Source organism: Corallococcus terminator (genome assembly GCF_049194865.1).
Classification (GTDB): domain Bacteria; phylum Myxococcota; class Myxococcia; order Myxococcales; family Myxococcaceae; genus Myxococcus; species Myxococcus terminator_A.
Window position 1 is genome coordinate 1 of the sequence record NZ_JBLZWL010000024.1, and the last position, 26,506, is coordinate 26,506.

At 69.9% G+C, this 26,506-nt stretch carries 16 protein-coding genes; 11 read left to right on the top strand and 5 right to left on the bottom strand.

Annotated features, from left to right (window positions below):
• Positions 1-86 precede the first annotated feature (86 nt).
• Positions 87-800, top strand: a complete 714-nt coding sequence (locus tag ACN469_RS10925) for a hypothetical protein (RefSeq protein ID WP_498766882.1) — start codon at positions 87-89, stop codon at positions 798-800.
• A gap of 168 nt (positions 801-968) precedes the next feature.
• Positions 969-1,193, top strand: a complete 225-nt coding sequence (locus ACN469_RS10930; protein WP_498766884.1) for a hypothetical protein — start codon at positions 969-971, stop codon at positions 1,191-1,193.
• 421 nt (positions 1,194-1,614) lie between these two features.
• Here the strand turns inward: ACN469_RS10930 and ACN469_RS10935 are convergent, their stop codons facing one another.
• Entirely contained in the window at positions 1,615-2,556 is a 942-nt protein-coding gene (locus ACN469_RS10935; protein WP_498766886.1) for an SH3 domain-containing protein, read from the bottom strand.
• A gap of 245 nt (positions 2,557-2,801) precedes the next feature.
• On the opposite strand from ACN469_RS10935, the gene dacB reads away from it, so the two are divergent.
• The 3 genes from dacB to ACN469_RS10950 all read left to right on the top strand — a co-directional run bounded on the left by dacB (position 2,802) and on the right by ACN469_RS10950 (position 7,856).
• The gene (dacB, locus tag ACN469_RS10940) at positions 2,802-4,277 is read left to right on the top strand and encodes a D-alanyl-D-alanine carboxypeptidase/D-alanyl-D-alanine endopeptidase (RefSeq protein ID WP_498766888.1); all 1,476 of its coding nucleotides are present in this window, start codon (positions 2,802-2,804) and stop codon (positions 4,275-4,277) included.
• 162 nt (positions 4,278-4,439) lie between these two features.
• The gene (locus tag ACN469_RS10945; RefSeq protein WP_498766890.1) at positions 4,440-6,617 is read left to right on the top strand and encodes a prolyl oligopeptidase family serine peptidase; all 2,178 of its coding nucleotides are present in this window, start codon (positions 4,440-4,442) and stop codon (positions 6,615-6,617) included.
• Between the two features lie 147 nt (positions 6,618-6,764).
• Positions 6,765-7,856, top strand: a complete 1,092-nt coding sequence (locus ACN469_RS10950; RefSeq protein ID WP_498766892.1) for a D-TA family PLP-dependent enzyme — start codon at positions 6,765-6,767, stop codon at positions 7,854-7,856.
• 130 nt (positions 7,857-7,986) lie between these two features.
• Here ACN469_RS10950 and ACN469_RS10955 read toward each other — a convergent pair whose 3' ends face one another.
• Positions 7,987-9,615, bottom strand: coding sequence for a DUF7151 family protein (locus tag ACN469_RS10955; protein WP_498766894.1), 1,629 nt, complete (start codon positions 9,613-9,615; stop codon positions 7,987-7,989).
• Between the two features lie 150 nt (positions 9,616-9,765).
• Entirely contained in the window at positions 9,766-10,767 is a 1,002-nt protein-coding gene (locus ACN469_RS10960; protein ID WP_498766896.1) for a hypothetical protein, read from the bottom strand.
• 239 nt (positions 10,768-11,006) lie between these two features.
• Between ACN469_RS10960 and ACN469_RS10965 the strand changes: the two genes are divergently transcribed.
• The 3 genes from ACN469_RS10965 (at position 11,007) to ACN469_RS10975 (ending at position 14,168) form a co-directional block, all read left to right on the top strand.
• A complete protein-coding gene (locus ACN469_RS10965; protein WP_498766898.1) occupies positions 11,007-12,314 on the top strand; it encodes a styrene monooxygenase/indole monooxygenase family protein in 1,308 nt (435 codons plus the stop codon).
• 74 nt (positions 12,315-12,388) lie between these two features.
• Positions 12,389-13,345, top strand: coding sequence for a ketopantoate reductase family protein (locus ACN469_RS10970; protein ID WP_498766900.1), 957 nt, complete (start codon positions 12,389-12,391; stop codon positions 13,343-13,345).
• Between the two features lie 76 nt (positions 13,346-13,421).
• Complete coding sequence (locus ACN469_RS10975) at positions 13,422-14,168, top strand: hypothetical protein (protein ID WP_498766902.1); 747 nt, start codon at positions 13,422-13,424, stop codon at positions 14,166-14,168.
• On the opposite strand, the gene ACN469_RS10980 is transcribed toward ACN469_RS10975, so the two are convergent.
• Positions 14,157-15,176 carry an Lnb N-terminal periplasmic domain-containing protein gene (locus ACN469_RS10980; RefSeq protein ID WP_498766904.1) on the bottom strand — a complete coding sequence of 340 codons (1,020 nt, stop codon included), beginning with the start codon at positions 15,174-15,176 and terminating at the stop codon, positions 14,157-14,159. The genes ACN469_RS10975 and ACN469_RS10980 overlap by 12 nt on opposite strands.
• A 177-nt stretch (positions 15,177-15,353) precedes the next feature.
• Here ACN469_RS10980 and ACN469_RS10985 point away from each other — a divergent pair, with 177 nt between their 5' ends.
• Positions 15,354-17,000, top strand: coding sequence for a cyclic peptide export ABC transporter (locus ACN469_RS10985; protein ID WP_498766906.1), 1,647 nt, complete (start codon positions 15,354-15,356; stop codon positions 16,998-17,000).
• Between the two features lie 199 nt (positions 17,001-17,199).
• A complete protein-coding gene (gene hppD, locus ACN469_RS10990) occupies positions 17,200-18,273 on the top strand; it encodes a 4-hydroxyphenylpyruvate dioxygenase (protein WP_498766908.1) in 1,074 nt (357 codons plus the stop codon).
• A gap of 26 nt (positions 18,274-18,299) precedes the next feature.
• Here hppD and ACN469_RS10995 read toward each other — a convergent pair whose 3' ends face one another.
• Positions 18,300-19,652, bottom strand: a complete 1,353-nt coding sequence (locus ACN469_RS10995) for a cytochrome P450 (protein ID WP_498766910.1) — start codon at positions 19,650-19,652, stop codon at positions 18,300-18,302.
• Positions 19,653-20,031: 379 nt separating this feature from the next.
• Between ACN469_RS10995 and ACN469_RS11000 the strand changes: the two genes are divergently transcribed.
• Complete coding sequence (locus ACN469_RS11000) at positions 20,032-26,505, top strand: MupA/Atu3671 family FMN-dependent luciferase-like monooxygenase (protein ID WP_498766912.1); 6,474 nt, start codon at positions 20,032-20,034, stop codon at positions 26,503-26,505.
• Position 26,506: the final 1 nt, after the last annotated feature.

Consider the following 26,506-nt stretch of genomic DNA (forward strand, 5'->3'; position numbering starts at 1 on the left):
CGTCAGGCACTCTTGGTGCTGTCCCCCGCCTGACTGGGACACGGGTGCGCTGGCGCCTACCCCTCCGTTTGAGGAATGTACCGCCCATGAAGCTCGCCCCCGTGTCGTCCCTGCTCGCCGTGCTCCTGCTGGGTGCCGTGCTGCCCCGGGAAGTTCTCGCGCAACAGGAGGACGCCCAGGCGCCCACGACACCGGGAGAGTCGGTTCAGGCCCCGCCGTTGATCTCCGCCCCCGATGACGTGGAGCCCGCGCCCTTCGTCCCTCCGAGAAGCCCCGGGGCCGAAGCTCCTCTGACCCCGGTGAAGACGGGGATGCCCGCTGTGCCACGCGTCATCATCGAGACGGCGGCGGGCGGTGTGGGGATGGTGGGAGGCGGGTTGCTGGCATTCTTCGGGGGAGCCCTCACAGGCACCTGCTCGCTCCGCGAGGATGACTGCGTCCTCCCCGTCATCGCGGGCTTCACGGGCATGGCCCTGGGCGCGACGATGGGCACCTACGCGGCGGGAGGCGTGATGAAGGGCCGGGGCTCGCTCCTGGCGACCCTGGTGGGCGGACTGGCGGGCACGGGCGCGGGAGCACTGGGGTTCTTCGCCCGGGATGGGGCCGACGTCTTCGGCCTCATCTCCTTCCTGGCCCTCCCGCCCATTGGCGCCATGCTGGGTTATGAGTTCTCCCGCTCGGAGCCTCCCGCGGTGTCTCGCCTTTCCCAGACACCCAGTCAGGGTGCGCCGATGCCCACGTTCACCTTCGGGACGACACCTCACGGCGGGCTGATGGGTGGAGTCGCCGGCCGGTTCTAGCCAGGCCACGACCTCAGGCCCCTTGCACCGGCCACCTGGCGTTCGGCTATCGTGGGGTTGCCAGTCATGCGCGGACTCGGGCCACTCGCGCATGTCATTCCTGGCCATTCCCACATCCCACCCTGAACTGAAGTGCCCGGCCGGGCGCACGAGCTTCGGGTGCTTGTCATGACCGCTCGTCTCTATACGCTCGTGACCGAGGGAGGCACCCACATCGTGCTCAGCCTGCTGATTCCCACCGCGGGCGCGCTCCTACTCAACGGGCTGTCACACCGATTCAGCGGGGGTGGGCTCTCCGCACGAAGTCAGCATCGAGACGAGGGGCTCATGGTCGCTCCCACCGTGGGCGCATTGAGGGATGGCGGCTTCGCGGGAGTCGTCGGCCGGTTCTGATTCGACGCACTCCCCTCGGAAAAACGTGGCGTCGCGGTGCGAGCCGTCACCGTCAGTCGGCTCAGACCGAGGCGTCGATGAGCGCGCCCTCATGAGGCTAGAATCAGCCCGGGGGCCGCATCCATCAACCGTCAATCCGAGGGGGACTGTCTTGTCATTGATTCCAACTCAAGTTCCACGAAGCCTGGCTTTCGTCGTCATGCTGGCATTGCTGGCCACGAACTGGGCTGCGTGGCGAGTGGCTGGTGCAATCCCCTTGCGCCCGGAAACAGCAACTCCTGCCCCCTGAACACGGGCCGGAGGCGCCGCGGCTGGATGGACTCGACGGTCCACGACCTGCTCCGGACACCGGCATACGGAAACATCATCCTCCCGAAGTGAGGCGGCGAGTCCCTTCCTTCGCGGAGGGACTCGTCGCGCGTCAGGGCTTCGACTCCGCCACGGAGGAGCCCGAGGGCGTCAGCTCGGAGTAGACGCCGTCCTTGAGCTGGTAGCGCGTCTGCTCCTTCGTCGTCACCACCTTGCCGGACTCGTCCTCCTCCTCATTGGTCCTCAGCACCGTGAGCTGCTTCTTCCCCGCCTGGAAGGAGACCTTGAATCTGGAGAAGGAGGGCGAGTCCGACAAGCCGGCCACCTCCAGCCCCAGCTTCGCCTTGCCCAGCACCCCCTTCTTGTTTCCCGGTACCGTGTAGCTCACGTAGTTCGTCCTGAAGTCGCCGCAGGCCTCGGGCGCGGAGTCCACCTGCAACAGGATGACTCCCGCGGTCTTCGCGAGAACGAGCTTCGCCGACGCGGGCCCGCCATTCACGCTGAGGTACCCCTGCCCGGCGGGCGAGAGGTCCACGCTGCTGACCCGTCGCGGCGGCTTCACGTTCGGCTCCAGGACACGGACGCGAATCTTGAAGTCCCCACTCATCACCACCGTGGCGATCTCCTTCTCCCCGTCCCCGTCGAAGTCCGCCTCGAAGCGGAACGGCGTCAGCGTGTTGCCGAAGAGCCAGCCCTTGAAGACCGCGTCGTCCGCGGCGTCCGCCGTGCCCTTCGCGTCCACGTACTCCACCGAGTACCAGTGGTTGACGTACTCCCCCACCTTCAAGCGCTCCTTGCCCTTCTCCAACACCCGCACGGCCGCGCCCAGGGGCAGCGTGGCGACCACCGCGCCTTCCGCCGAGGCGGTCTGCCGGAGGTTCGCTTCATCCACCCCCACGTAGAGGGCCTCCGTCTTCCCTGAAGGCTCCCACTCCGTGAAGGAGTAGCTCTCCAGCGTGCGCTGCGCACCCTCCTCCACCGTCTCGGCGGTGTAGTGGATATCGGGCGGGGGCGTCTGCGTCAGGAGCAGCGACAGCAACAAGCCGGGCGTCATCGGAAACCATCCAGGGCGAGGAGCAGCGGGCCCTTTCTGCGACAACCCGCACCCCTGAATCAAGACGTCCCCTGATTCCCAATTCCTCACCTCCGACTGGGGTGCGGCGGCCCCCATCCCACGAGGAGTGAGCGGAGGGGTCGCATACCGGACGGCCTGGGTGGCGTGACACCCCCGCTCCGGCACCACGCCGCATGACACCCACGCCCGCCAGCGTTAGCGTGGCGCGGGTGATCAGCCGCGCCTTGCCCCTCTCCCTGTTGCTGGCCTCCGCCCTGCTTCCCGCCTGCCGCCACGCGCAGCGCCCTGAAGCGCGCACCGTGGGCTCCGTGGCGAGCAGCCTCTTCGCCACCCTGGAGGATGAGGGCGCGCTCGCGAGCGCCTTCGTGCTGGACGCTCGAACCGGCGAGCCGCTGTACGCGCACCGGGAGCACGTCCGCCTGCTGCCCGCGTCCACGATGAAGGTCGTCTCCACCGCCTCGGTGCTCTCCGCGCTCGGGCCGGACTTTCGATTCCAGACGCATGTGACGCTGGAGGGCACGCTGACGGACGGGCTGTACCTCGGCGACCTCGTGGTGGAGCCGTCGGGCGACCCGTCGCTGGGCTCGTGGCGCTTTCCGGAGACGGCGCTCGCCTGCGAGCAGGTCGCGGACGCGCTCCAGGCGCGCGGAGTCCAGCAGTGGCGCGGACAGGTGCGAGTGCGCGGCACCGACGACGTGGAGGCCGCCTTCGGTCCGGGCTGGGCCTGGGATGACGCCGCCTATGCCTACAGCGCCGCGCCCACGCCCTTCGTCTTCCGGGAGAACGTGGTGGACCTCGCGCTGTCCCGCGCGGACGGCGCCGACTGCGCGCTGCCTCCAACTGTGCAGCTCACCCCGGCCTTCGCCACCCTCTCCGCCATCGTCCGCGTGGACCCGAACGCGGAGCGCGCCAACCTCTCCTGCACCCGCCAGCGCGGCGCTCCGGGCGTGCGCTGCGTGTGGCGCTCTCCCGTCAACCAGTGTCCCCGCACCGCCGCCGTGAAGCTCTCCGTGGACGAGCCCCAGGTCCTCTTCTCCGCCTGCGTGGAGGAGGCCCTGCTCAAGCGCGGCGTGCCCCGACTGCCCGCCACCCTGGAGGCCCCCGGCCCCTTGCGTCCGCCCGTGCCGGAGCCGCTCGTGACGCTGGTCAGCCCGCCCCTGTCAGAGCTGGTGAAGGTCACCAACAAGGAGTCCCTCAACCTCTACGCGGAGCGCCTGGGCCTGCGCTTCGCCCGCGAGCGCAGCGGCACGGAGGGCTACGCCACGCTGCGCACCGCGCTCGCGGACGAGCTCACCCGTCGCGGCATCCCCGCCCGGGACCTGCGCCCCGTCGACGGCAGCGGCCTGTCCCGCTACAACCTGGCCACCGCGCGGGGCCTGGCGCGCGTGCTCTTCACCAGCCTGCGAGAGCCCTACGGCGCCGCGCTGGTGGACAGCCTGCCCGTGGCCGGGCTCGACGGCACGCTGGCCACCCGCCCCGTCACGCCCCTCACCGCGGGCCGCATCCACGCCAAGACGGGCACGCTCTCCGGCCAGAAGTGCTTCGTGGGCGTGGTGGACCGGCCCGGAGACGCCGAGCACCCGCGCGTCGTCTTCGCCTTGATGCTCGGAAACATGGACGAGAGCACCGCCCTCCCCGCCAACGAGGCCTTCGACCGCTTCGCCGCCGCGCTGGTGGAGCTGCCCCTCCGCGCCCCGTGACGTGACGCGTCCTCGAATTCCCGGGCGGGTTTGACGCAGCGCACGCCTGGAGGCAGTCCGAGGGAACACCCGCTCCGGGACGACATTCCCCTGTCGGGAACGGGCGCCTTGGAGGATGGGACGTGGCAGGCTGCGCCCGCCTTTCCCTATCCCGAGGTGAACATGAAGCTGACAACCGCACTGGCCGCGGCGGCACTGCTGCTGCCACTCACGTCCCCGGCCGCAGGCAAGGGCGCGTCCAAGCCGCCCGTCACTGAGAAGAAGGAGGTCGTCGACACCTTCCACGGAACGGAGGTGAAGGACCCCTACCAGTGGCTGGAGGCCACCGACGACGCGAAGGTGAAGCAGTGGAACGACGCCCAGAACGCCCACACGCGGGCCATCCTGGACAAGCTGCCCGGCCGCGAGGGCATCCGTCAGCGCGTCGCCGAGCTGCTGTCCTGGAAGTCCCCGGGCTACGTGGGACTGACGGAGGCCAACGGCACCCTCGTCGGCATCAAGATGCAGCCGCCCCGACAGCAGCCGTACGTGGTGGTCATCGGCTCCGCGGACGACACGTCGAAGGAGCGCTCGCTGCTGGACCCCATGGTCATCGACCCGACGGGTCACACCACCATCGACTTCATCGAGCTTACGCAGGACGGCAAGAAGCTGGCGGTGTCGCTGTCGAAGGACGGCACGGAGAGCGGTGACGTCTCCGTCTACGACGTGGCCACGGGCAAGCCGCTGCCGAACGAGGTAGTCCCCCGCGTCAACGGCGGTACGGCGGGCGGCGGCCTCGCGTGGAACGCGGACGGAACGGGCTACTTCTACACCCGCTATCCGCGCGGCGAGGAGCGCCCGGCGGAGGACCGGGACTTCTTCCAGCAGGTGTACTTCCACAAGCTGGGCACGCCCACCGAGCAGGACACGTACGCGCTGGGCAAGGACTTCCCGCGCATCGCCATGACGGAGCTGGAGACGTCGCCCGACGGCAAGTACATCAAGGCGATGGTCGCCAACGGCGACGGCGGCGAGTTCATGCTCTACCTCCACGGCCCCGACGGGAAGTGGACGCAGGTGACGAAGTTCGCGGACAAGATCATCCGCGCCCGCTTCGGCCATGACGGTGCCCTCTACCTGCTCAGCCGGCAGGACGCGCCGCGCGGCAAGGTGCTGCGCCTGGCCCTGGCCACGCCGACGCTGGAGAAGGCCACGGTGCTGCTGCCCGAGGGCGAGGCCAGCGTCCAGGGCTTCTTCCCGGCGAAGTCGCGGCTGTACGTGAGCGAGCAGCTCGGCGGCCCGTCGCAGCTGCGCATGGTGGACCTGAAGGGCAAGGACCTGGGCCTCGTCCCCACCCCGCCGGTGTCATCGGTGGGCGGGCTGGTGAGCGCGGGCGGCGACGACGTCTACTTCAGCAACTCCAGCTTCGTGCAGCCGCAGGCCTGGTACCGCTTCACCGCCGCGGACGGCAAGGTGACGAAGACGGCGCTGGCCAAGACTTCGCCGCTGGACGTGAGCGACATGGAGGTGGTGCGCGCCGAGGCCACGTCGAAGGACGGCACCAAGGTTCCGCTGACCATCCTCAAGAAGAAGGGCACGAAGCTCAACGGCAACAACCCGACGCTCCTCACCGGCTACGGCGGCTTCAACATCTCCATCAGCCCGGGCTTCAGCGCGCTGGCGGGCCTGTGGCTGGAGCAGGGCGGCGTCTACGCCATCGCCAACCTGCGCGGCGGCTCGGAGTTCGGCGAGAAGTGGCACGCCGAGGGCTCGCTGACGAAGAAACAGAACGTCTTCGACGACTTCTACGCCTGCGCGAAGCTGCTGGTGGACCAGAAGTACACGCAGCCCAAGAAGCTGGCCATCCAGGGCGGCAGCAACGGCGGCCTGCTGATGGGCGCCGCCGTCACCCAACACCCGGAGGCGTATGGCGCCGTGGTGGCCCGCGTAGGCCTCTACGACATGCTGCGCTCGGAGCGCACGTCCAACGGCCAGTTCAACGTCACCGAGTACGGCACGGTGAAGGACCCCGAGCAGTTCAAGGCGCTGCTGGCGTACTCGCCCGTCCACAACGTGAAGGACGGCGTGAAGTACCCGCCCGTGCTCTTCACCTCCGGCGCCAATGACCCGCGCGTGGACCCGTTCCACTCGCGGAAGATGGTCGCCCGGATGCAGACGGCCACCACCGCCAAGAGCCCCATCCTCCTGCGCGCCGACGCGGAGACGGGCCACGGCGCCGGCACTCCGCTCAACGCCCGCATCGAGGAGGAGGTGGACGCGTACGCGTTCATCTTCAGCCAGTTGGGCGTGAAGTACCTGCCGCCCGCGAAGAAGGTCGCGGCCCCCAAGCCGCAGTAGCACGCGGGTTCACGCGCGTCCCCGAGGCCCGCCCTGGACCTGGAGCAGTCGCTCCGGGCTCGAGGCGGGCCTCGTCGTGTCGAGTGAAGCCCCTTTGCCGCCACGGGCACCTGGAGCGTCAGCGCACGCGGTGCCAGATTGCGCGGCATGGACCTGCTCCCGCTCGAAGCGCTCACGACTCCCGCCGCCCTCGTGGACCTGGACCGGGTGGAAGCCAACCTGCTGCGCGTGGCCGCGTACGCGCGCGAGCATCGCCTGCGCTGGCGTCCCCACACGAAGACGCACAAGACCGCGGAGCTCACCGCGCTCCAGCTCGCCGCAGGAGCCGTGGGCGTCACTGTCGCCACGCCGCGCGAGGCCGAGCTCATGGCCACCATCTCCGATGACGTGCTGCTGGCCTATCCACCCGTGGGGACAAGCAGGCTCGCGCGACTGATGGCCCTGCCCCGCCACACGCGGCTCATGGTGGCGCTCGACTCGGTGGAGGCGCTCGAGGGACTGGGCCGCGCGGCGCGAGAGGCGGGCCGCACCGTGGGCGTGCTGGTGGAGCTGGACCTGGGCATGCGCCGCGTGGGCGTGCAGACGCCGGCCGACGCCGTGGCCCTGGCCCGGCGCATCGCCGACACGGCCTCCGTGACGTACCAAGGCATCATCTTCTATCCGGGCCACGTGCGCGCGCCGGTGGAGCAGCAGGACTCCGCCGTGAGGGAGCAGACCGCGCGCGTGCGCGAGTTCGTGGACGCGCTCGCCGCCGAGGGCCTCCGCCCCGAGGTGGTGAGCGGAGGCTCCACGCCCATGCTGTGGCGCTCACACGAGGTAGAGGGCCTGACGGAGATCCGCCCGGGCATCAACGTGCTGAATGACCGCAACACCGCCGCGCTCGGCGCGTGCACGTGGAGCGAGTGCGCCTTCTCCGTGCTGACCACCGTGGTGAGCACCGCCGTCCCTGGACAGGTGGTGGTCGACGCGGGCTCCAAGGCCCTGGCCAAGGAAGAAGGGCTCGCTCCAGCCGGCGGCTACGGCGCCCTCCTGGACAGGCCCGAGCTGGTCATCCGGAGCGTCTCCGAGGAGCACGGCCTGCTCGACGTCTCCAACACGTCCTGGCGGCCCCGCGTGGGAGACCTCCTGCGCGTCGTCCCCAACCACGTCTGCGCCGCCGTCAACCTGCACGAGCGGCTGCACGTCCTGCGCGGCGACACCGTGACGGCCTGGTGGTCCGTCGCCGCGCGCGGCTGGTAGTGGCTCGACCGCCGAGTCTCTCACTCCAACGTAGAGCGAAACATGGATCCGTCGGCCGCCCCACGCCGGGAGTTGGCCGGCGGGCACCAGCGCCAGGCGCCGTGCTCCGCGATGCAGACCCATGTTGTCATCATGGCCTCTGGCCCGTAGCGCTCGCGCCGCAGGTGGCCGCGCCGTCGTTGCCGCTGATGTCGAGCTGCTCGGGGATGCCGGTGTACGTGTCCGCCGCGAGCGCCGCGGCGAGGCACGTCGGCAGCCTCGGGTTCCCGGTGACGGTGAACGCCTGACTCACCCGGCTCAGCGCGGCCAGTTCGAACCGGACGAGCTCCGGGTTGTCCACCACGCGAAGCGACTTGACCAGGCCCAGCGAACCGAGGCCAATCAGGCTCGCCAAGGCGGGATTCCCCTCCACACTCAGCGCGTCCAGGTTCGTCACCCCCGCGAGCCCCGATATATCGACCAGGGCTTTGTTGCCGTGAATGAAGAGCGAGGATCCGATGCTTCCAGGACTGAGCCCATCCAGGGACAGCAGTGAACTGTTCTGTGCGATGACGATGCTGTTCGCGTGCAGGAGGCTCGAGAATGGGAGCGCCCGCAGCGCATCGTTTCCGCTGACGTCCAGCGAGCCCATGATGAAGTCGACGCCGAGCAGGGGCGACTCCTCGCCTGGATGGAACTCGAGCGCATCGTTGTTGCGCAGCCGCACGTTCAGCCGGGGGGACAAGGCCTGAAGCCCCGCCAGCGTCCGGAGCGCGGGGTTGCTGTCCACCGTGAGGGTCCTGCCGACGACGAGCCGCTCGCCGTCGGCTCCGCCGGCCCGCAACGTCTCCAGCTCGGGATTGGCGACGACCTCGATGTCATCCCCCACGAAGCGAAGGCCCGGCAACTCCACCCGGGTCAACAGCCGGTTGTAACCAAGTCGCACGTAGCGGTCCACCACCGAGAGCGCTGGCAGGCGCAGCTCGGTGACGGTGGTGTCGTCCACCTGGAGGGCGCCCTGGATGCGGGAGATGCCCTGGAGCGCCGCGAGGTCCGCGGGCGTCCGCACGGTGTAGTGACCGTGGAAGGTGTGGAGGGCCTTGCAGACGTAGGCGCTTGCGTGAGTCTCAAAGCTGCTGAGCGAGCCGTCTCCGTTCGCGTCGATGCCGGCCTTGATACGTGTGCCGCCGTCGACGCAGGCCGTGCCGGGGAACTCGGGCTCGTGCTCCACCATGAGCAGTGCCGGATCCACGCAGAGGCTCGCCAGGGTCCGAACCTCCGCGTCGTCGACCTGGCCATTCCCATTCACGTCAGGGCCTGCCTCCACCCAGGTGTATCCCCAGCGACATCCCCACGGGGGAGGTGGGGACGCTGGAGGCTGGTTCATCGCGCGGTGGAGCACCGTCTCGGGCTCGGGCTCCGTGCAGCCGAACACCTCACGGCTGACTTCGCCGTCCTCCAACGTGCCGCTCCCATCCGCATCCGTGCCCGCGCGGGCCACCTGGCCGCCATGCGCACACGGCTCCCCGGGCGCTACCGCCTGCACGCGGACCAGCACCCCCGGCACAGCGGTGACGCAGGCGTACTCGGTGCGCGTCACCTCTCCGTCCTCGAGCATGCCGTTGCCGTCGAGGTCCAGGCCCGTCCTCACGAAGTGGCCACCCTGAGCGCAGTTGGCACCCGCGGGCTCGGACTCGATCCGGGTGAGCGGCGGGTGCTGCCTGCCGAACGGATCCAGCGCGATGTCGTCACAGCCCGTGGCGAGCACAAGTGCCGCCATCCACATGTGTCTCATGAACAGGTTCCTCATCATCGCAATGCCAGCTCGAAGCAAAAGGCGCGGCCCCAGCGATAGCTATCATCGTGGGCGTCGCGGCGACACCGTGACGGCCCACGGGTCCGTCGCCGCGCGCGCGGCTGGGAGCCCGCCTCACCCCAGCTTGTCGAGCCGCTCCAGCTCCCGCGAGAGCACCGACTCCAAGTCCCGGATGCTGCGGTAGACGATGCACCGGTAGGACGCGACGTCGAAGCGCAGCTCCTTCACGTCACGCACCAGCAGCAGCGTGGGCCGCCCCTTGCCCCAGGCATAGCCGACCTCCAGGTACACGTTGGGGTTGGCCAGCGACAGGTCGGCGATGACGATCTTCGCCGTGTCGATGCGCTCCTTGATGCGCTGGATGATGGGCCCGTCGAACACGGCCTGATCCACGCGCTCGCACAACATGCCCGCCGCATTCACGGGCCCCTGGATGCCGTAGTGGTACGTGTCCTCCAACTCGGGCGCGAAGGGCATGGCCACGAAGGCGTGCGGCTTCGCCATGGACACCGTGCCCGCGCTCGCCATGGACGGCGCCTGCACGAAGGCGCTGTTGCGCCGCACCCGGAAGCCCCCTCCTGGCAGCGGCTCCACGCCGGGCGTGCCACCCAGCCCCCGCTCCAGCGCCTTGCGCAGCCGCAGCGCGCGGCGCATGTCCAGCTCCACCACCGTGAAGCGCTCCAGCCCCTTGGGACCCGTGCCGCGCTGGAAGGCCTCGATGAGCCCGCCCACGAAGGCCAGCACCGCCTCGTCCTCGTCCAGCCCGTAGTTGGGGCCGTGCACCGTGCCCGCCACGTGCTTCACCGAGGAGTGCGACTCCAGCGCCTTCAGCGCGCGCAACGTGAACTGACGAATCTCGTGGTAGCCGAACGCGCCCAGCCGCACCGTGCCCACAAAGAGCGCCAGCGGAGCGGCCAGCGCGCCGTGCGTCTCCAGGAAGCGGAACTCGCCCGGCTGCACCTCCACCTGCTCCGGCGCAACGCCCACCGCCGCCAGCCGCCGCGACGCCTCACCGGCCGCGCCGTACAGCCTTTGTGCATATTTGAACAAGGCAACATCCGCCGTCATCTCGGTGACGTCACCCACCTCCAGCACCACGTCGAGGGCCGCGCTCATCCCTCGACTGTAGGGCCGACGACGGTCCGCACCCAATCCAGAACCCAACGGTCCAATCGCGAACGGGTGTCTGGGGACCCCCATGGTCCCAAGACTCAGGGTATGACCAGTCTAAAGAACTCCATTTGCATTGTGATATGGAGCCCTGCGCACCCCGGACCACCCCGGGAACCCCACATCCCCTGAGGGGCCTGCCCGACCCAAAGTCTTTCAAGTCGGGAAAAGTGAAGGAGAGACAGATGGCGAGCATCGGAATCGTCGGCGCCGGCACTGCCGGTCTGCATCTGGGTCTGAAGCTTCTCTCGCAGGGCATTCCCGTCACCCTCTATGCGGAGCAGGAGCCAGACAACCTCCGCGTGGGCCGACTTCTGAACACCGTGACTCACCATGCGCCCACCCGCGCGAGGGAGCGGGAGCTGTGGGTGGACTTCTGGGGCGCGCCGGAGCTGGCGATGAACCGCTGCGCCATCCACGTCCACGGGCCGCACCCGTTCAGCCTGAAGGGACGCGTGGGCGAGCCGAGCCTGTGCGTGGACTACCGGCTCTATCAGCCCCGACTCGCGGAGGCCTTCGTGGAGCGCGGCGGTCGGCTGGAGGTGACGCCGGTGGACACCGCGGCGCTGGAGGGGCTGACGCGCCGCCACGCGCTGGTGGTGGTGGCCACCGGACGCGGCGGCCTCAACGCGCTGTTCCCGCGCGTGCCGGAGCTGTCGCCGCACACGAAGCCGCCGCGCGTGCTGTTCGCCGCCATCCTCAAGGGCCTGCGCATGCCGGAGCCCTTCGGCATGCACGTCAACCTGGTGCCGGGCCAGGGTGAGGTCTTCGAGTCGCAGATGATCACCCGCCACGGCCGCGTGCCCAGCACGCTCATCGAGGCGGTGCCCGGCTCCGAGCTGGCGTCGATGATCTCCCGCAAGCGCGACGACGACCCGATCGCCTTCGACGCCATGTTGTTGGACCTGATGCGCCGCCACGCGCCCGCCACGTACGAGCGCATCGACCCGACGGAGTTCGGCGTCCGCGGCCCGCTGGACTTCCTCCAGGGCGGCTTCACGCCCGCGGTGCGCCGCGCCTGGGCCCAGGTGGGCGAGGGCCGCTTCGTCATGGCGGTGGGCGACACGCACGTGACGAATGACCCCGTCGCGGGCCAGGGCGCCAACGCCGCGTCCGCCTCCGCCTTCACGCTGGCCATCGCCATCCAGGACGCGCTCCTGTCCGAGCGCCCCTTCGACGAGACATTCTGCCGCGACACGGAGACGCGGATGTGGGCCGCCGTGGCCCCGGCGACGGACTGGAGCAACGCGCTGCTCGAGCCGCCTCCGCCGCACGTCATCGACCTGCTGGTCGCCGGCAGCCGGGACAACCGGGTGGCCGACGCCGTCGTCAGCGCCTTCATGATTCCCGAGCGCATCCTCTCCGCCTGCGCTTCCCCCGAGGCCACCGAGGAGTTCATCGCCCGCGCGGGGACGCCGAGCGCCGAAATCCTGGCCGCGTCCGGGGCCCTGGGCTGGGACACCGGGGCCCGGATCCGTCCTCTCGCTGGCTGAGACATTGATATCAATGCGAGGCGCTGTCGAAACGCCCCTGCGGGAGTGACGGCGCTTCGCTATCCTCGCGAGCCATGCGATTCGCCATCGTCGGTTCGGGTGGAGTGGGCGGTTATTACGGCGCGAGGCTGGTGCGCGGGGGCCACGAGGTGGGCTTTCTCGCGCGGGGTGCGCACCTGAAGGCCATGAGGGAACGGGGGCTGACGGTCCTCAGCCAGGAGGGGGACTTCACCGTCCCCGTCCGCGCCGAGGAGGACGCCGCGCGGCTGGGGCCGGTGGACGTGGTGGTGCTGGCGGTGAAGAACTACGACGTCGCCAGCGTGCTCACCCAGGTGAAGACGCTGCTCGCCGCGTCGGAGCGGCCCGCGCTCGGCGGTCCCAGCGCGGTGGTCGTCACGCTCCAGAACGGCGTGGACAGCCCCTCCGAGGTGGCCGCCGCCGTGGGCGAGGCCGTGGTCATCGGTGGGACGACGTACATCTCCACCGCCATCACCGAGCCCGGCGTCATCCGTCAGGCGGGCACGCTGCACCGGGTGGTGCTGGGAGAAACTTTTGGAGACATCTCGCGCGTGTCCTCGCGCGTCCAGACGCTGCGAGACGTGCTCGCGCAGGCGGGAATCAACGCGGAGGCGGTGGCCGACATCCGCGCGCCCCTCTGGGAGAAGCTCGCCTTCCTCGCCGCCATGGCCGGCTTCTGTACCGCGGCGCGCTCCGCGATTGGCCCCTTGAGGGAAGCGCCCTTCTTCCGGGACGTGTTCCGCGAGGCCGTCGCCGAGGTGCTCCGCGTCGCCGCCGCCGAGGGCGTCTCCACCACCACGCGGCCCGACGACGTGGTGCGCTTCATGGAGGCGATGGCCCCGGAGATCCGCCCGTCGATGATGGCTGACTTCGACGCGGGCAAGCCGCTGGAGGTCGAATACCTCCAGGGCACGGTGGCGCGGCGCGGTCATGCGCTCGGCGTCCCCACGCCCGTCATGAGCACCCTGTACTCCGTGCTGTTGCCCCACGCGCGCGGCTCGCGTCAGGGCTGAGCCTGTCTGTCCACCCGCCGAGCGGGCCGAGAAGGCCTGACGCAATCGTCCGCCGGATTTCGCATAGAGATGAGTGATGAGCGAGCCGAGCCCCCTTCCCAAGCCGAGCCCTCCGTCGTCTCCGCCCCTGGCGCGCGTGGCGCTGCATGCCGCCGCCTCCGGGCTGACTCCCCTCATCCCCGTCCCCTTCCTGGATGACTACGCCCTCTACCAGGTGCGGGAGCAGATGGTCCGCTCGCTGCTGGAGGAGCGCGGGCTGCGCGCGCCGACCCAGGCGGTGGAAGCGCTCGCGGGCTCCAGCCTGGGTCGCACGCTGGGCGGGCGGCTGGCCAGCTACCTCAAGGGGATGATGCTGCTCCCCGTGAAGAAGCTCTTCCGGAAGATCTTCTTCGTCCTCTGGGTGAAGGACTGCGTGGACGTGGCCTCCGTGTCACTGCACCACGGCTACCTGCTCCACCACGCGCTGGAGCGCGGAGACCTGGACGCGCTGAGCCTCCAGGGCGACAAGCCGCGGGCCATCCACGCGGCCATCGTCGCGGCCTGCGCCGAGGTCGATGCACGGCCCATCAACCAGGCCCTGCGGCGCCTCTTCGCGAGCAGCCGGTTGCTGGTGGCCGAGGCCACGCGCGTGTTCCTCAACCCGAAGAACGTGGGCCCGCGCACGCCCGAGCCGGGTGAGAGCACGGAGGTGAAGTCGCTGGCGGACCGCCTCCTCGCGCTGCTGTGGGAGGAGCGCGGCTACTTCACGACGCTGGAGGCGCACTACGTCCGCCACCTGGAGGCCGGCCCGGCCCCCGTCCTGAAAGCCGCGTCAGGGAGCTGAGTCGACCGCGCGCGCTTCCGTCCCGCGGATGCGCTGCGAGAAGTCCGGCTGGTTCGCCGCCGCCAGCGCGCGCGTGTTGATGCGGTGCCGCGCGCGCACCACTTCCAGGGGCGCGTCCGTCTCGATGAGGCCCAGCTCGTACGCCAGCGCATCCGAGAAGGCCGGCAGCAGCGTGCGGTGGTCATACGGCACCTTCACCGCGCTCACCTTCTCGAAGTGCCGCACCAGGTTGGTGGTGCAGTTGTTGGAGAGCGAGTTGTAGAACTCCGGCTTCGCGTGCAGCGCGTTCATCCGCGCCACCATGTCCAGGAAGAAGTCGGAGATGCGCGCCTGCGACGCATCCACTGGATAGAGATACACCTCGTCGTGACGGTGATTCGAGCGCAGCTGCACCAGGTCTCGCTCGTCACCCACGACGTAGACGAGCTCGAACTGGCGGAAGAGCCCGCCAACGGCGGAGAACGACTCCCCCTTCTCGCGGCGCACCTCCACGGAGAAGACGAGGTAGCGGCCATCCGAGAAGCCGAAGCTCACCATGGTGTGCGCGGCGCCGTAGAAACCGGAGAAGGGCTCGACGATGAACCACGCCCCCGTCAGCTCGCGCGCGTCATACGTGGCCGTGTACCAGGAGGCGTCCCAGTCCGTCGTGCTCCGGTAGCGGAAGTCGCGCACGTCGTGAATCGTGACGCGTGAGCCCTCCACGTCCGCGCGAGCCACCCGGGTCAAATCCGGAGCCCAGTCCCGCTCGGTCGACGGCGCCTTGGAATAGGCCCAGACGTGAAGTCCCCCACACGCGGCGAGCATCACCGCCACCGCGCCCAGGCGCGAGCCGAACCGTCGCCACACGACGAGGGCCACGGCCGCCACCACCAGCGCCCCCAACGCCCTGAGGAGGTGCGCCCCTTCGGGCCCGGCCCCTGTCAAGGCGAGCGCGAGCCCGACCCAGGCGGTCGCCCCGAGGAGCACCAGGGCAGTCAAGACGTCGGGGACGAAGGAGGGCAGTCGCATATCCCCCCAGTATTCCGTGCCCTCGGCCCGTCCGCCAAGGGTGGCGGCAGCCTGTCTCGCCTGGCTCCACGAAGACCCGATAAGCAGCCTGTCCCCGGGTATCACTTCGCGCGGTATTGACGTATGAGAGCCATGAGGGCCCGATTCTCAGGTCCCTCCGGGTCTCCGGGAGCCGTCGTGTCATTGCTCGCCCTGCTCTTCCAGAAGTCAAAACTCCCCATCATCCTCGCGGCGCTCCTGGGCATCCTCACGGGTGCGTGCAGCGCGGCGCTCGTCGCGGTGATGAACCAGACGCTGACGTCGCGGACGGTGGCGGACGCGCTGCCGCTGATGCCCTGGTTCATCGGCCTGGCGGTGGCGGTGCTGGTGCTGCGAATCGTTTCGCAGATGCAGCTCAGCTCCATGCAGCAGGTGGCGCTGCTGGACCTCCGGTTGTCGCTGTGCCGGCGCATGCTGGCGGCCCCGCTGCGGAAGCTGGAGGATGCCGGCTCTCACAAGCTGCTGGCCGCGCTGACGGAGGACATCGCCGTCATCAACAGCACCATCTCCGTCATCCCCGGCGTCATCATCTGCCTGGCGACGCTCGTGGGTTGCCTCGTCTACCTGGCGTGGCTGTCCGGGCCGCTCCTGATGATGATCCTCGCGGTCATCGCGGTGGTGATGGCGAGCGTCGCGATTCCGAACCGCTACGCGTATTCGCAGTTCTTCAAGCGGCGCGAGAGCCACGACGCGCTGTACTCCAGCTTCAGGACGCTCATCGACGGCGCCAAGGAGCTTCAGCTCCACCATGCGCGCAGCGAGGACTTCTTCGCCAAGGAGCTCAAGCCGACGGCCGAGGAGGTCTCCCGCGTCTCGCTGTCGACCAACAACCTCTTCATCATCACCGGGAGCTGGGGCGGCTTCATGGTGATGGCCGTCATCGCCGTCATCCTCTTCGGCGTGCCCCGGTTCCAGACGGTGGAGATGTCCACGCTGGCCGCGTACGCGCTGGTGGTGCTGTATCTGCAACAGCCGCTCGACGGCCTGTTGAACCAGTGGCCGGCCCTGTCTCGCAGCCACGTCGCGATGAAGAAGCTGGAGAAGCTGGGCCTGTCGCTGGAGGACCCGGAGCCGTCTTCCACTGACGAAGCCGTGCCGACGACGTTCGAGCGAATCGAGCTGGCGGACATCACGCACACCTACTACCGCGAGCAGGACGGCGCGAGCTTCACGCTGGGCCCCATCAACACGACGATGCGCCGGGGCGAGCTCGTCTTTCTCGTGGGCGGCAACGGCAGCGGCAAGACGACGCTGGCCAAGCTCTTCACCGGCCTGTACTCGCCGGAGAAGGGCGAGCTGCGCGTGGACGGCGTCCCCATCACCGCGGCCAACCGACGCGCCTACCGGCAGCTCTTCTCCTCCGTCTTCTTCGACTTCCACCTCTTCGAGCGCATGCTCGGCCTGGACCATCCCGGGCTCGAGGAGAAGGCTCGCGGCTACCTGTCCCGGCTCCAGCTGGAGCGCAAGGTGAAGGTGGCGGACGGCAAGCTGTCCACCGTGTCGCTCTCCCAGGGACAGCGCAAGCGCCTGGCCCTGCTGACGTCGTTCCTGGAGGACCGCCCCATCTACGTCTTCGACGAGTGGGCCGCGGACCAGGACCCCATCTTCCGTGAGCTGTTCTACCGGGAGATGCTCCCCGCGCTGAAGAACCAGGGCAAGCTCGTCTTCGTCATCAGCCACGACGACCGCTACTTCCACCTGGCCGACCAGCTGCTCAAGCTCGAGTCGGGCCAGCTCGTCGCCACGACGGACACCCTCCCCGTCCCCACCGCCGTCTCGGCGTGAGCACCGGGTGATACATCGCCCCACGTGCCGTCTCGGCGTGAGCAGCGGGTGATACAGCGTCCGACACCTCTCGGGAATGTCTCACTGAGAGGTTTACGGCGACAATCCGTGATAATAGTTATTGCAACGAAGTAACCATCTCGCGCTCCCATCGGGCTGGCCTGGAAAGGCCCTGCCCACTTGAATCGAGGTTCTCCGAGTGGAGCTCACGCGCGTGGAGCATGCCGAGCTTTTCGTGGGCGATGCGGCGCTCTCCGCCTACTACTTCTGTCACGCGCTCGGCTTCCGGATGGTGGCCTGCGGGGGACCGGAGACGGGGTTGGAGGGCCGTCGCTCCTTCGTGCTCGAGCAAGGCGACGCGCGGCTCGTCGTCACCTCCGCGCTGGGCTCCGACGGCGAGGTGGCCGCGTACGTACGGGCTCACGGCGATGGCGTGCGTGACATCGCGCTCGGGACGCCCGACGTGCACGCGGCCTTTCGCGAGGCGGTGAGCCGGGGCGCGCGGGTGGTGTCCGAGCCGTCCGTGTACGAAGCCGATGGCCAGCGCGTGGTGAAGGCCACCATCGCCGGACCGGGCACGTGGGTGCACTCGTTCATCCAGCGCGACGCTCCAGAGGGCGCGTTCCTCCCGGGGGCGTACCTGCCGGTGGACGCGGGGCCCTCGGGTGGCGCGGCGATGTTCTCCGGCGTGGACCACTTCGCCTTCGCCCTGGAGCGAGGCCGGCTGCTCGACACGGTGGGCTTCTACGTGGACGTGCTCGGCTTCGCGCAGACCCACCAGGAGGACGTGCGCACCGAGTACAGCGGCATGAGCTCGCGGGTGGTGCAGGCCGCGGGGGGCCGGGTGTGCTTTCCGTTGCAGGAGCCCGTCTCCGGCGCGCGGCGGGGACAGCTGGAGGACTTCGTCACCGCGCATGGCGGCGCGGGCGTGCAGCACCTGGCCTTCCTCGCGGACGACATCACCCGCGCGGTGGATGGCCTCACCCAGCGCGGCGTGAAGCTGCTCGACGCTCCGCGGGGGTACTACGAGGGGCTGGAGGCACGGCTCGGCACGCTCGGCCCGTTCCGCCGGGAGCTGCTCCAGGCGCGCAACATCCTGATGGACCGGGACGCCTGGGGCGTGCTGTTGCAGGTCTTCACCCGCTCCCAGCACGCGCGGCGCACGCTCTTCTTCGAGGTCATCCAGCGGCAGCAGGCGCGGGGCTTCGGCGGCGCCAACATCCAGGCGCTCTACGCGGCGAAGGAGCAGGACGCCACGCGCGCGGCGGGCTGAGCGACACCCGCCGCCACGACGTCACGTCACTTCCGGGGCTCCAGCGTCATCGGCAGGCCGCCATGGGGCAGCAGCGAGATGCCCGGATAGATGTTCACCTTCCGCCCGGGAATCGCGCGGAGGTGGAAGCGCTGGGAGACCATCGCCAGCACGAGCGCGCCGAACATCAGCGACAGGTTGTTGCCGATGCAGATGTGCTGGCCCGCGCCGAACGGCAGGTAGGCGAACTTGTGGCGTGCGCCGCGCGGCTCGGGGGCGAAGCGGTCCGGGTCGAACTTCTCCGGTGACGGCCAGAACTCCGGGTGCCGGTGCAGCACGTAGGGAATGGCGATGACCACCGAGCCCGGCGCCACGTGATAGCCGCCCAGGGTGTCCGCCTCTTTCGCCACGCGAGGCAGGCGCCAGGCCGTGGGATACAGGCGGAGCGTCTCCTCGAACACCTGGGTGGCGTAGCGCAGGCGCGGCAGGTCCTCCAGCGTCGGCGCCCTTCCTCCGAGCACCGCCGCGCTCTCCGACGCCAGCTTGTCGGCGATTTCGGGATGGCTCGACAGCAGGTGCCAGGCCCACGCCAGCGCGGCTCCCGGGCCCTCGTTGCCGGAGAAGAGGTTCATGAACTCGTCACGAAGCTCCTTGTCCGACATGCCCTCGCCGGTGTCGCGGTCCTTCGCGGCCACCAGCATGGACATGATGTCGTCCTCGGGGCCGCCTTCCTTGCGCCGGGCGACGACCTCCTTCGCCTTGCGGTTGAGCAGGCGCAGCGTGGCGAAGAAGTCCGCCCACTTCTTCTTGTAGATGGGCAGCCGCTCCAGCTTCAGGAGCCGGTACAGGAACGAGCCGCGGTCGTTCATCATCCACATCATCCGGCGGATGGCCTCCGCCGTCGGCTCGTCGGGCTCCTCGGAGTACAGCGCCCGCGTCGTCATCCGCAGCGAGAGCACCCCCATCTCCTCCGCGATGTCGAACCGCCGCCCCGGCGCTTGCGCCGACTCCCACTGGGACAGCTTCCGCTGGATGAGGTCCCCCATGCCCGCCAGCAGGCCCGTCAGCCGCTCCCTGTGGAAGGCGGGCTGGACGAGCCTGCGCTGCTTTCGCCAGTAGTTCCCTTCGCTCACGAAGAGCCCGTTGCCCAGGAACGGGTCATCCACCAGCTCCGGCTTCGAGTAGTTGGGGGCGTTCTCGGTGAGGAAGTACCGGACCTTGTCCGGATGACTCACCATGTAGGTCGCGTGGGCCCCCAACCGGAAGCGGACCACGTCGCCGTGCGCCCGGAAACCATCGACGAAGAGACCCAACGGGTCGGTCTCATGTCGCAGGATGTTGCCCCAGATGGGAAGCCCCCGGGGACCCGGGGGGGACGACGAAACTTGAGTCGAAGCCATGCGGTCTCTAGAGCGAAGCCTACCAGTTTATCAGAAGGGCCTGACCCCCTGACAAACCAAGGAGTTAGCGCCGTTCGAGGCTGACTAGACATTCCAGATAAAACAAGGGATGAAGCCAGAGGGCATGCTTCACCTCCGACCTAATTTTCCTCGATCACGGCTCCCGGTACCGGCGCCGTGCCCCCGTGCGGTAGCGGGCTCCTCGCGGCAGACCGGGGGGAGCACCGCGGTCGCTCCCCTCGCGAGGCGGACTGTCGAATCCGCCCGCTGTTGAGGGTCGAGGACTTTACCAGCCAACTGGACTGAAGCGGTCCCATGGAGCGGCCTACTCCTCGGGCCCGCGGAACCAACTTCGCGAGCCGTCCGCCTGGGAGCAGGAATGAAACAGCGCAACGAGCCGTCACCGGGTGACTTCCCCCACCTCGTGGATCTGCTGTGCCATCGCGCGCAGACACAGGGTGATTCGCTGCTGTATCGCTTCCTGGAATCGGGCGACGTCGACGGCCCCATCGAGGAGTGGAGCTACGCGCGGCTGGACACACGGGCCAGGGCGCTGGGCGCGCTCCTGAGGGCCTCCGGTGCTCAGGGTGAGCGTGCGCTGCTGCTGTATCCGCCCGGCATGGAATTCGTCGCGGGCTTCATGGGCTGTCTGTATGGCGGCGTGGTGGCGGTACCTTGTTACCCGCCGGACCCCACTCGCCTGGAGCGCACCCTGCCCCGCCTGCGCGCCATCGCCCAGGACTGCGGCGCGCGCTACGTGCTCACGACGAGCTTCATCCTGGAGATGTCGGAGCTGTTCACGCCGCAGGCGCCGGAGCTGGCGGAGCTGCAGTGGCTGGCCAGTGACGCGGTGCCGGAGGCTCAAGCGGCGGAGTGGCGTCGCCCGGAATTGGAGGGCGGCACGCTGGCGTTCCTCCAGTACACGTCCGGTTCCACGGGCAATCCCAAGGGGGTGATGGTGAGCCATGCCAACATCCTCCACAACGAGGCGCTCATCTCCCGAGGCTTCGGCCTGGATGCGTCGCGCTCGTCGGGGATGGGCTGGCTGCCCATGTTCCACGACATGGGGCTCATCGGAAAAGTGCTGCAGCCGATGTACCTCGGCTTCCCCTGCACGCTGATGTCGCCCATCTCCTTCCTGCAGCGCCCGCTGCGGTGGCTGGAGGCCATCTCCCACTTCCAGGCGACGTGCAGCGGTGGGCCCAACTTCGCCTACGACTTGTGCGTGAGGAAGGCGACCGCGGAGGACCGGGCGAAGCTGAAGCTGGGGAGCTGGGACCTGGCCTTCAACGGCGCGGAGCCGGTGCGGCGCGAGACGCTGGAGCGCTTCGCCGAGACCTTCGCCCCTTGTGGCTTCAAGAGCACGTCGTTCTATCCCTGCTACGGCCTCGCGGAGGCCACGCTCATCGTCACGGGCGGCACGCAGGGCGAGCCCTTCGTGCACGGGCGCTTCACCGCGGAGGCGCTGGAGCAGGGCCGCGCGGAGGCCCCGGCACCGGGTGCTGACGGCGCGCGCGAGCGCACGCTGGTGGGCGCGGGAATCAGCGCACTGGATCAGCGCGTTCTCATCGTCCACCCCGAGACGCGCGAGCCGCTGGGCGCGAATGCCGTGGGCGAGGTCTGGGTGTCGGGTCCGAGCGTGGCGCAGGGCTACTGGTCTCGGCCGGAGGAGACGGCCTACGCCTTCGGCGCGCGGCTGGCGTCGGGCGAGGGTCCGTTCCTTCGCACCGGAGACCTGGCCTTCCTGTCGCCCGAGGGGCAGCTGTTCGTCACCGGTCGGCTCAAGGACCTGCTCATCATCCGGGGCCGCAACCTGTACCCCCAGGACCTGGAGCTGGAGGCGGAGCGCGCGCACCGCGCCATTCGCGCCGGCTGCTGCGCGGCCTTCAGCGTGGACGTGGAGGGCGAAGAGCGGCTGATGCTCGCGGCCGAGGTGGACATGCGCGACGGCTTCGATGCGTCGGCGGTCGTCGCCGCCGTGCGACGCGTGCTCGCCGAGCAGCACGCGGTCCACGCGCATGGCGTGGTGCTGCTCCAGGCGCGCAGCATCCCCAAGACGTCCAGCGGGAAGATTCAGCGCCGGGCGACGAAGGCCGCCTGGCTGGCGGGTGAGCTGGAGGTCGTCGAGGCCTCCGTGACGGAGCCCGAGGCGGTCGAAGTGCCCGCGACGCCGGCACAGCCCCTCAAGGAGACGCTCGCGACGGCGGCCGAGACGGAGCGCGCCGCGCTCGTCCAGGGCTTCCTGCGCAACGCGGTGGCGCGCACGCTGCGCATGGACGCCGCGAAGCTGCCGGGCAACACGGAGCTGGCGAGCCTGGGACTCGACTCGCTGATGGTGCTGGAGCTGCACGGCCAGCTGGAGTCCGAGCTGGGCGTGGCCCTGCCCGCGGCCTTCCTCTGGATGAGCCCGACGCTGGAGACCGCCGCCGCGCGGCTGCTGGAGGCCTGGCAGGGCATCCGGCCCGCGGCCACGCTCGTCGCTCCGCCGCTGACCGCGGGGCCTCGCGAGGGTGAGCTGCCGCTGTCCTCGGGCCAGCTGCGCCTGTGGTTCCTGGACCGGCTGGTGCCGGACAGCGCGCTCTACAACCTCCACTTCCAGCTCCGGCTCACCGGCCCCTTGGACGCGGAGGCGCTGCGCCGCGGCCTGGACGCGCTGCTGGCGCGGCACCCCACGCTGAGCGCGGCCTTCCCCGAGGTGGACGGACAGCCGCGACTGGTGATGCGCGCGCCCGCGCCGCTGGCGCTGCCCCGCTTCGACCTGGGCACGTTGGAGTCCGAGGTCCGCGACACGGAGCTGCGACGGCTGTCGCTGGAGCAGTCGCGCGAGCCGTTCCGCCTGGCCGAGGGGCCGTGCGTGCGCGCCTCGCTGGTGTCCCTGGGCGCGAACGAGCACGTGCTGCTGATGACGCAGCACCACATCGCCACGGATGGCTGGTCCATCGGCGTGCTGGCACATGAGCTGGCGGCGCTGTACCGGGCGCAGGTCTCCGGAGCGAGCGCCGCGCCGCCGCTCCCCGCGTTCCAGTACACGGACTTCGCGCGCTGGCAGCAGGGCCTGGGTGCGCTGCTCGACGGGCAGCGGGCCTATTGGGGCAAGCAGCTCGCGGGCCTGTCGCGCCTGGAGCTGCCCACCGACTTCCCTCGTCCCCGCGAGCCCGGCTTCCAGGGCGCGCTGCACCGGCTCACGCTGGAGCGCCCGCTGGTGGAGGCGCTGCGCGCGCTGGGGCGTCGCGAGGGTTGTACGCTCTTCGTCACGCTGACGGCGGCGTGGACGGCGCTCTTGCACCGCTACAGCGGGCAGGAAGACTTCGGCGTGGGCACGGTGGTGGCGAACCGCGAGCGCCCCGAGCTGCGGGACGTGGTGGGCTTCTTCGCGCACACGCTCGTCCTGCGAGCGAATGTCGCGGGACAGCCGACCTTCCGCGAGCTGCTGGCGCGGACGCGGCAGACCTTCCATGAGGCGCTGGCCCACGCGGACCTCCCTTTCGAGGAAGTCGTCGGCGCGGCGCGTGCGCCTCGCGGTGGCGCGGACAACCCGCTGTTCCAGACGGCGCTGCTCCTGGAGGCGCTGCCTCCCACGGACCTGACGGTGCCGGGCATGCAGTGGCAGCCGGTGTTGCCGGTGCCGGATGGCGCGGTGGAGGGCACGTCGAAGTTCGACCTCCAGCTCTCGCTCGCTGAGACGGTGGACGGCCTCACGGGCGCGTTCGAGTACCGCACGGACCTCTTCACGGCCACCACCGTGGCGCGGCTGGCGAAGCACCTGGAGACGCTGCTGCGCGCGGCGGTGGACAGCTCCGAGACGCGGGTGGAGGACCTGGCCCTGCTCGACGCCGTGGAGACGCGGCGGCTGTTGGTGGACTGGAACGAGCTGACGCCCTCGGCGCCCGAGGACGCGGCGGCGTGCATCCACGCGCAGTTCCGCGCCCAGGCGGCGAAGACTCCCGACGCCGTGGCCGTGGTGGGTGACGACGCGGCGCTGACGTACGCGGAGCTGGACGCGCGCTCCAACGCGCTGGCGTGGCACCTGCGCACGCTGGGCGTCGGGCCCGAGGTGCGGGTGGGCCTGTGCGTGGAGCGCTCGGCCGCCATGGTCGTCGCGATGATGGGTGTGCTCAAGGCGGGTGGCGCCTACGTGCCCCTGGACCCGGACTACCCCCGCGAGCGACTGGCATACATGCTGGAGGACTCCGGCGCGGCCGTGCTGCTCACGGAGACGCACCTGGAAGGCACCGTGCCCGCGGGGCGCGCGCGCGTCGTGACGATGGAGAGCGTGGCGCTGACGGCTGGCGCGGGGCGCGATGCGCCTCCTCCTTCCGGGATGGGCCCGGCGAACCTCGCGTACGTCATCTACACGTCCGGCTCCACGGGGCGGCCCAAGGGCGTCATGGTGCCCCATGGCGGCGTGGCCAACTTCTTCACCGCGATGGACGCGCGCATCGGCGACCAGCCCGTGGGCTCGTGGCTGGCCGTCACCAGCATCTCCTTCGACATCTCCGTGCTGGAGCTGCTGTGGACGCTCACGCGCGGCTTCAAGCTCGTGGTCCAGGGCGAGGGCGCGTCCATCAAGGCGCCCGCCCGGGCCTCGGCCTCGAAGCGCAAGCCGATGGAGATGAGCCTCTTCTACTTCGCGGATGATGCGGAGGCGGCGTCGGGAGACCGCTACCGGCTGCTGCTGGAGGGCGCGAAGTTCGCGGACCGCCACGGCTTCGCGGCGGTGTGGACGCCGGAGCGCCACTTCCACGCCTTCGGCGGCCTGTACCCCAGTCCTTCCGTCGCGGGCGCCGCCATCGCCGCGGTGACGGAGCGCGTGGCCATCCGCGCCGGCAGCGTCGTGTTGCCCCTGCACCACCCGGTCCGCGTGGCCGAGGAGTGGGCGCTGGTGGACAACATCTCCCGGGGCCGCGTGGGCATCTCCGTCGCCTCCGGCTGGCACGCGAACGACTTCGTCTTCGCGCCCGAGCGCTACGAGAAGCGCCGCGAGCTGATGCTGGAGGGCCTGGAGACGGTGCGCCGCCTCTGGCGCGGCGAGACGCTGCGCATGACGGGTGGCGCGGGCGCGCAGGTGGACGTCACGCTGCGTCCCCGCCCGGTGCAGAAGGAGCTGCCGGTGTGGCTCACGGCGGCGGGCAACCCGGAGACGTTCCTCACCGCGGGCAAGCTGGGCTGCCATGTCCTCACCCACTTGCTGGGACAGACGTGGGAGGACCTGGAGAAGAAGCTGGTCCTCTACCGTGACGCCTGGCGCGCTGCGGGCCACGAGGGTGACGGCCACGTCACGCTGATGCTCCACACCTTCATCGGCGAGGACGTCGCCAAGGTGCGCTCGGTGGTGGAGAAGCCCTTCCGCGACTACCTGCGCAGCTCCGCGGACCTGATGCGCGGCCTGGGACAGACGCTGGGCGTGGACCTGAACACGGCGACCGAGGCGGATCTGGATCGGCTGGCGGCGCAGGCGTTCGAGCGTTACTTCGAGGCGAGCGGCTTGTTCGGCACACCGCGCTCCGTGCGCGAGCAGATGGAGCGGCTGCGGTCTCTGGGCGTGGACGAGGTGGGGTGCCTCATCGACTTCGGAATCCCGGCGGACACCGTGCTGGCCAGCCTTCCCTTGCTCCTCGAAGTGAAGCTCCAGGCGGACCGCGAGGGCCGTCGCTCCGGCACCGCGCGCTCCATTCCGCTCAACGTGCGTGAGCACGCCGTCACGCACCTGCAATGCACGCCGTCACTGGCGCGCGCGCTGCTGGCCGATTCCGAGTCCTCCGAGGCGGTGGGCGGGCTTCAGCGGCTGATGGTCGGTGGCGAGGCCCTTCCCTCCTCCCTGAGCGCGTCGCTGCGGCAGGTGCTGGGCGAGGGCTCCCGGCTGCTCAACATGTACGGCCCCACGGAGACGACCATCTGGTCGTCCACGCACGACGTGCGCGGTGAGGCCGGGCCGGTGGTCTCCATCGGAACGCCGTTCCTGAGGACGCAGTTCTACCTGCTCGACGCGCGGATGCGCCCGGTGCCGGTGGGCGTGCCCGGGGAGCTGTTCATCGGCGGCGCGGGCGTGGTGCGCGGCTACCTGGCGCGTCCCGAGCTGACGGCGGAGCGCTTCCTGCCGGACCCCTTCGCTCGCGAGCCGGGCGCGCGGCTGTACCGCACCGGAGACAGGGCGCGCTGGCGCGAAGACGGCACGGTGGAGTTCCTGGGCCGCGTGGACCACCAGCTCAAGGTGCGTGGCTTCCGCATCGAGGCGGGTGAAATCGAGGCGGTGCTCAGCGCCAGGCCCGAGGTGCGCGAGGCCGTCGTGGTGGCCCGCGAGGACACGCCGGGCGACGTGCGCCTGGTGGCGTACGTGGTGCAGCGGGACGGACACGCCGTCGACGCGGCGGCGCTGCGCGACGCGGTGGCACAGCGACTGCCCGAGCACATGGTGCCGTCGCTGGTGGTGGAGCTGCCGGCGCTGCCCCTCACGCCCAACGGCAAGGTGGACCGCAAGGCCCTCCCCGCGCCCACGGCGACGCGTGCCTCGCGCGCGACCTTCGTGGCGCCGCAGGGGCAGTTGGAGCAGCAGATCTCCGACATCTGGAAGGAAGTGCTCAAGGTCGAGCAGGTCGGCGTGAACGACAACTTCTTCGACCTGGGTGGTCACTCGCTGCTGATGGTGCAGGTGCACACCCGACTCAAGGCGGTGCTCGGTGGGGAGCTGCCGCTGCTCAAGCTGTTGGAACATCCCACCGTCAGCGCGCTCGCGCGGTTCGTGCGTCAGGGAACTCCGGCCGGGGCTTCATCGGTGGAGACGGCGCAGGACCGGGCGAAGCGCCAGCTCGAGAGCCTGAAGCGACAGCAGCAACGGGCCAGGAAACAGGGGTAGT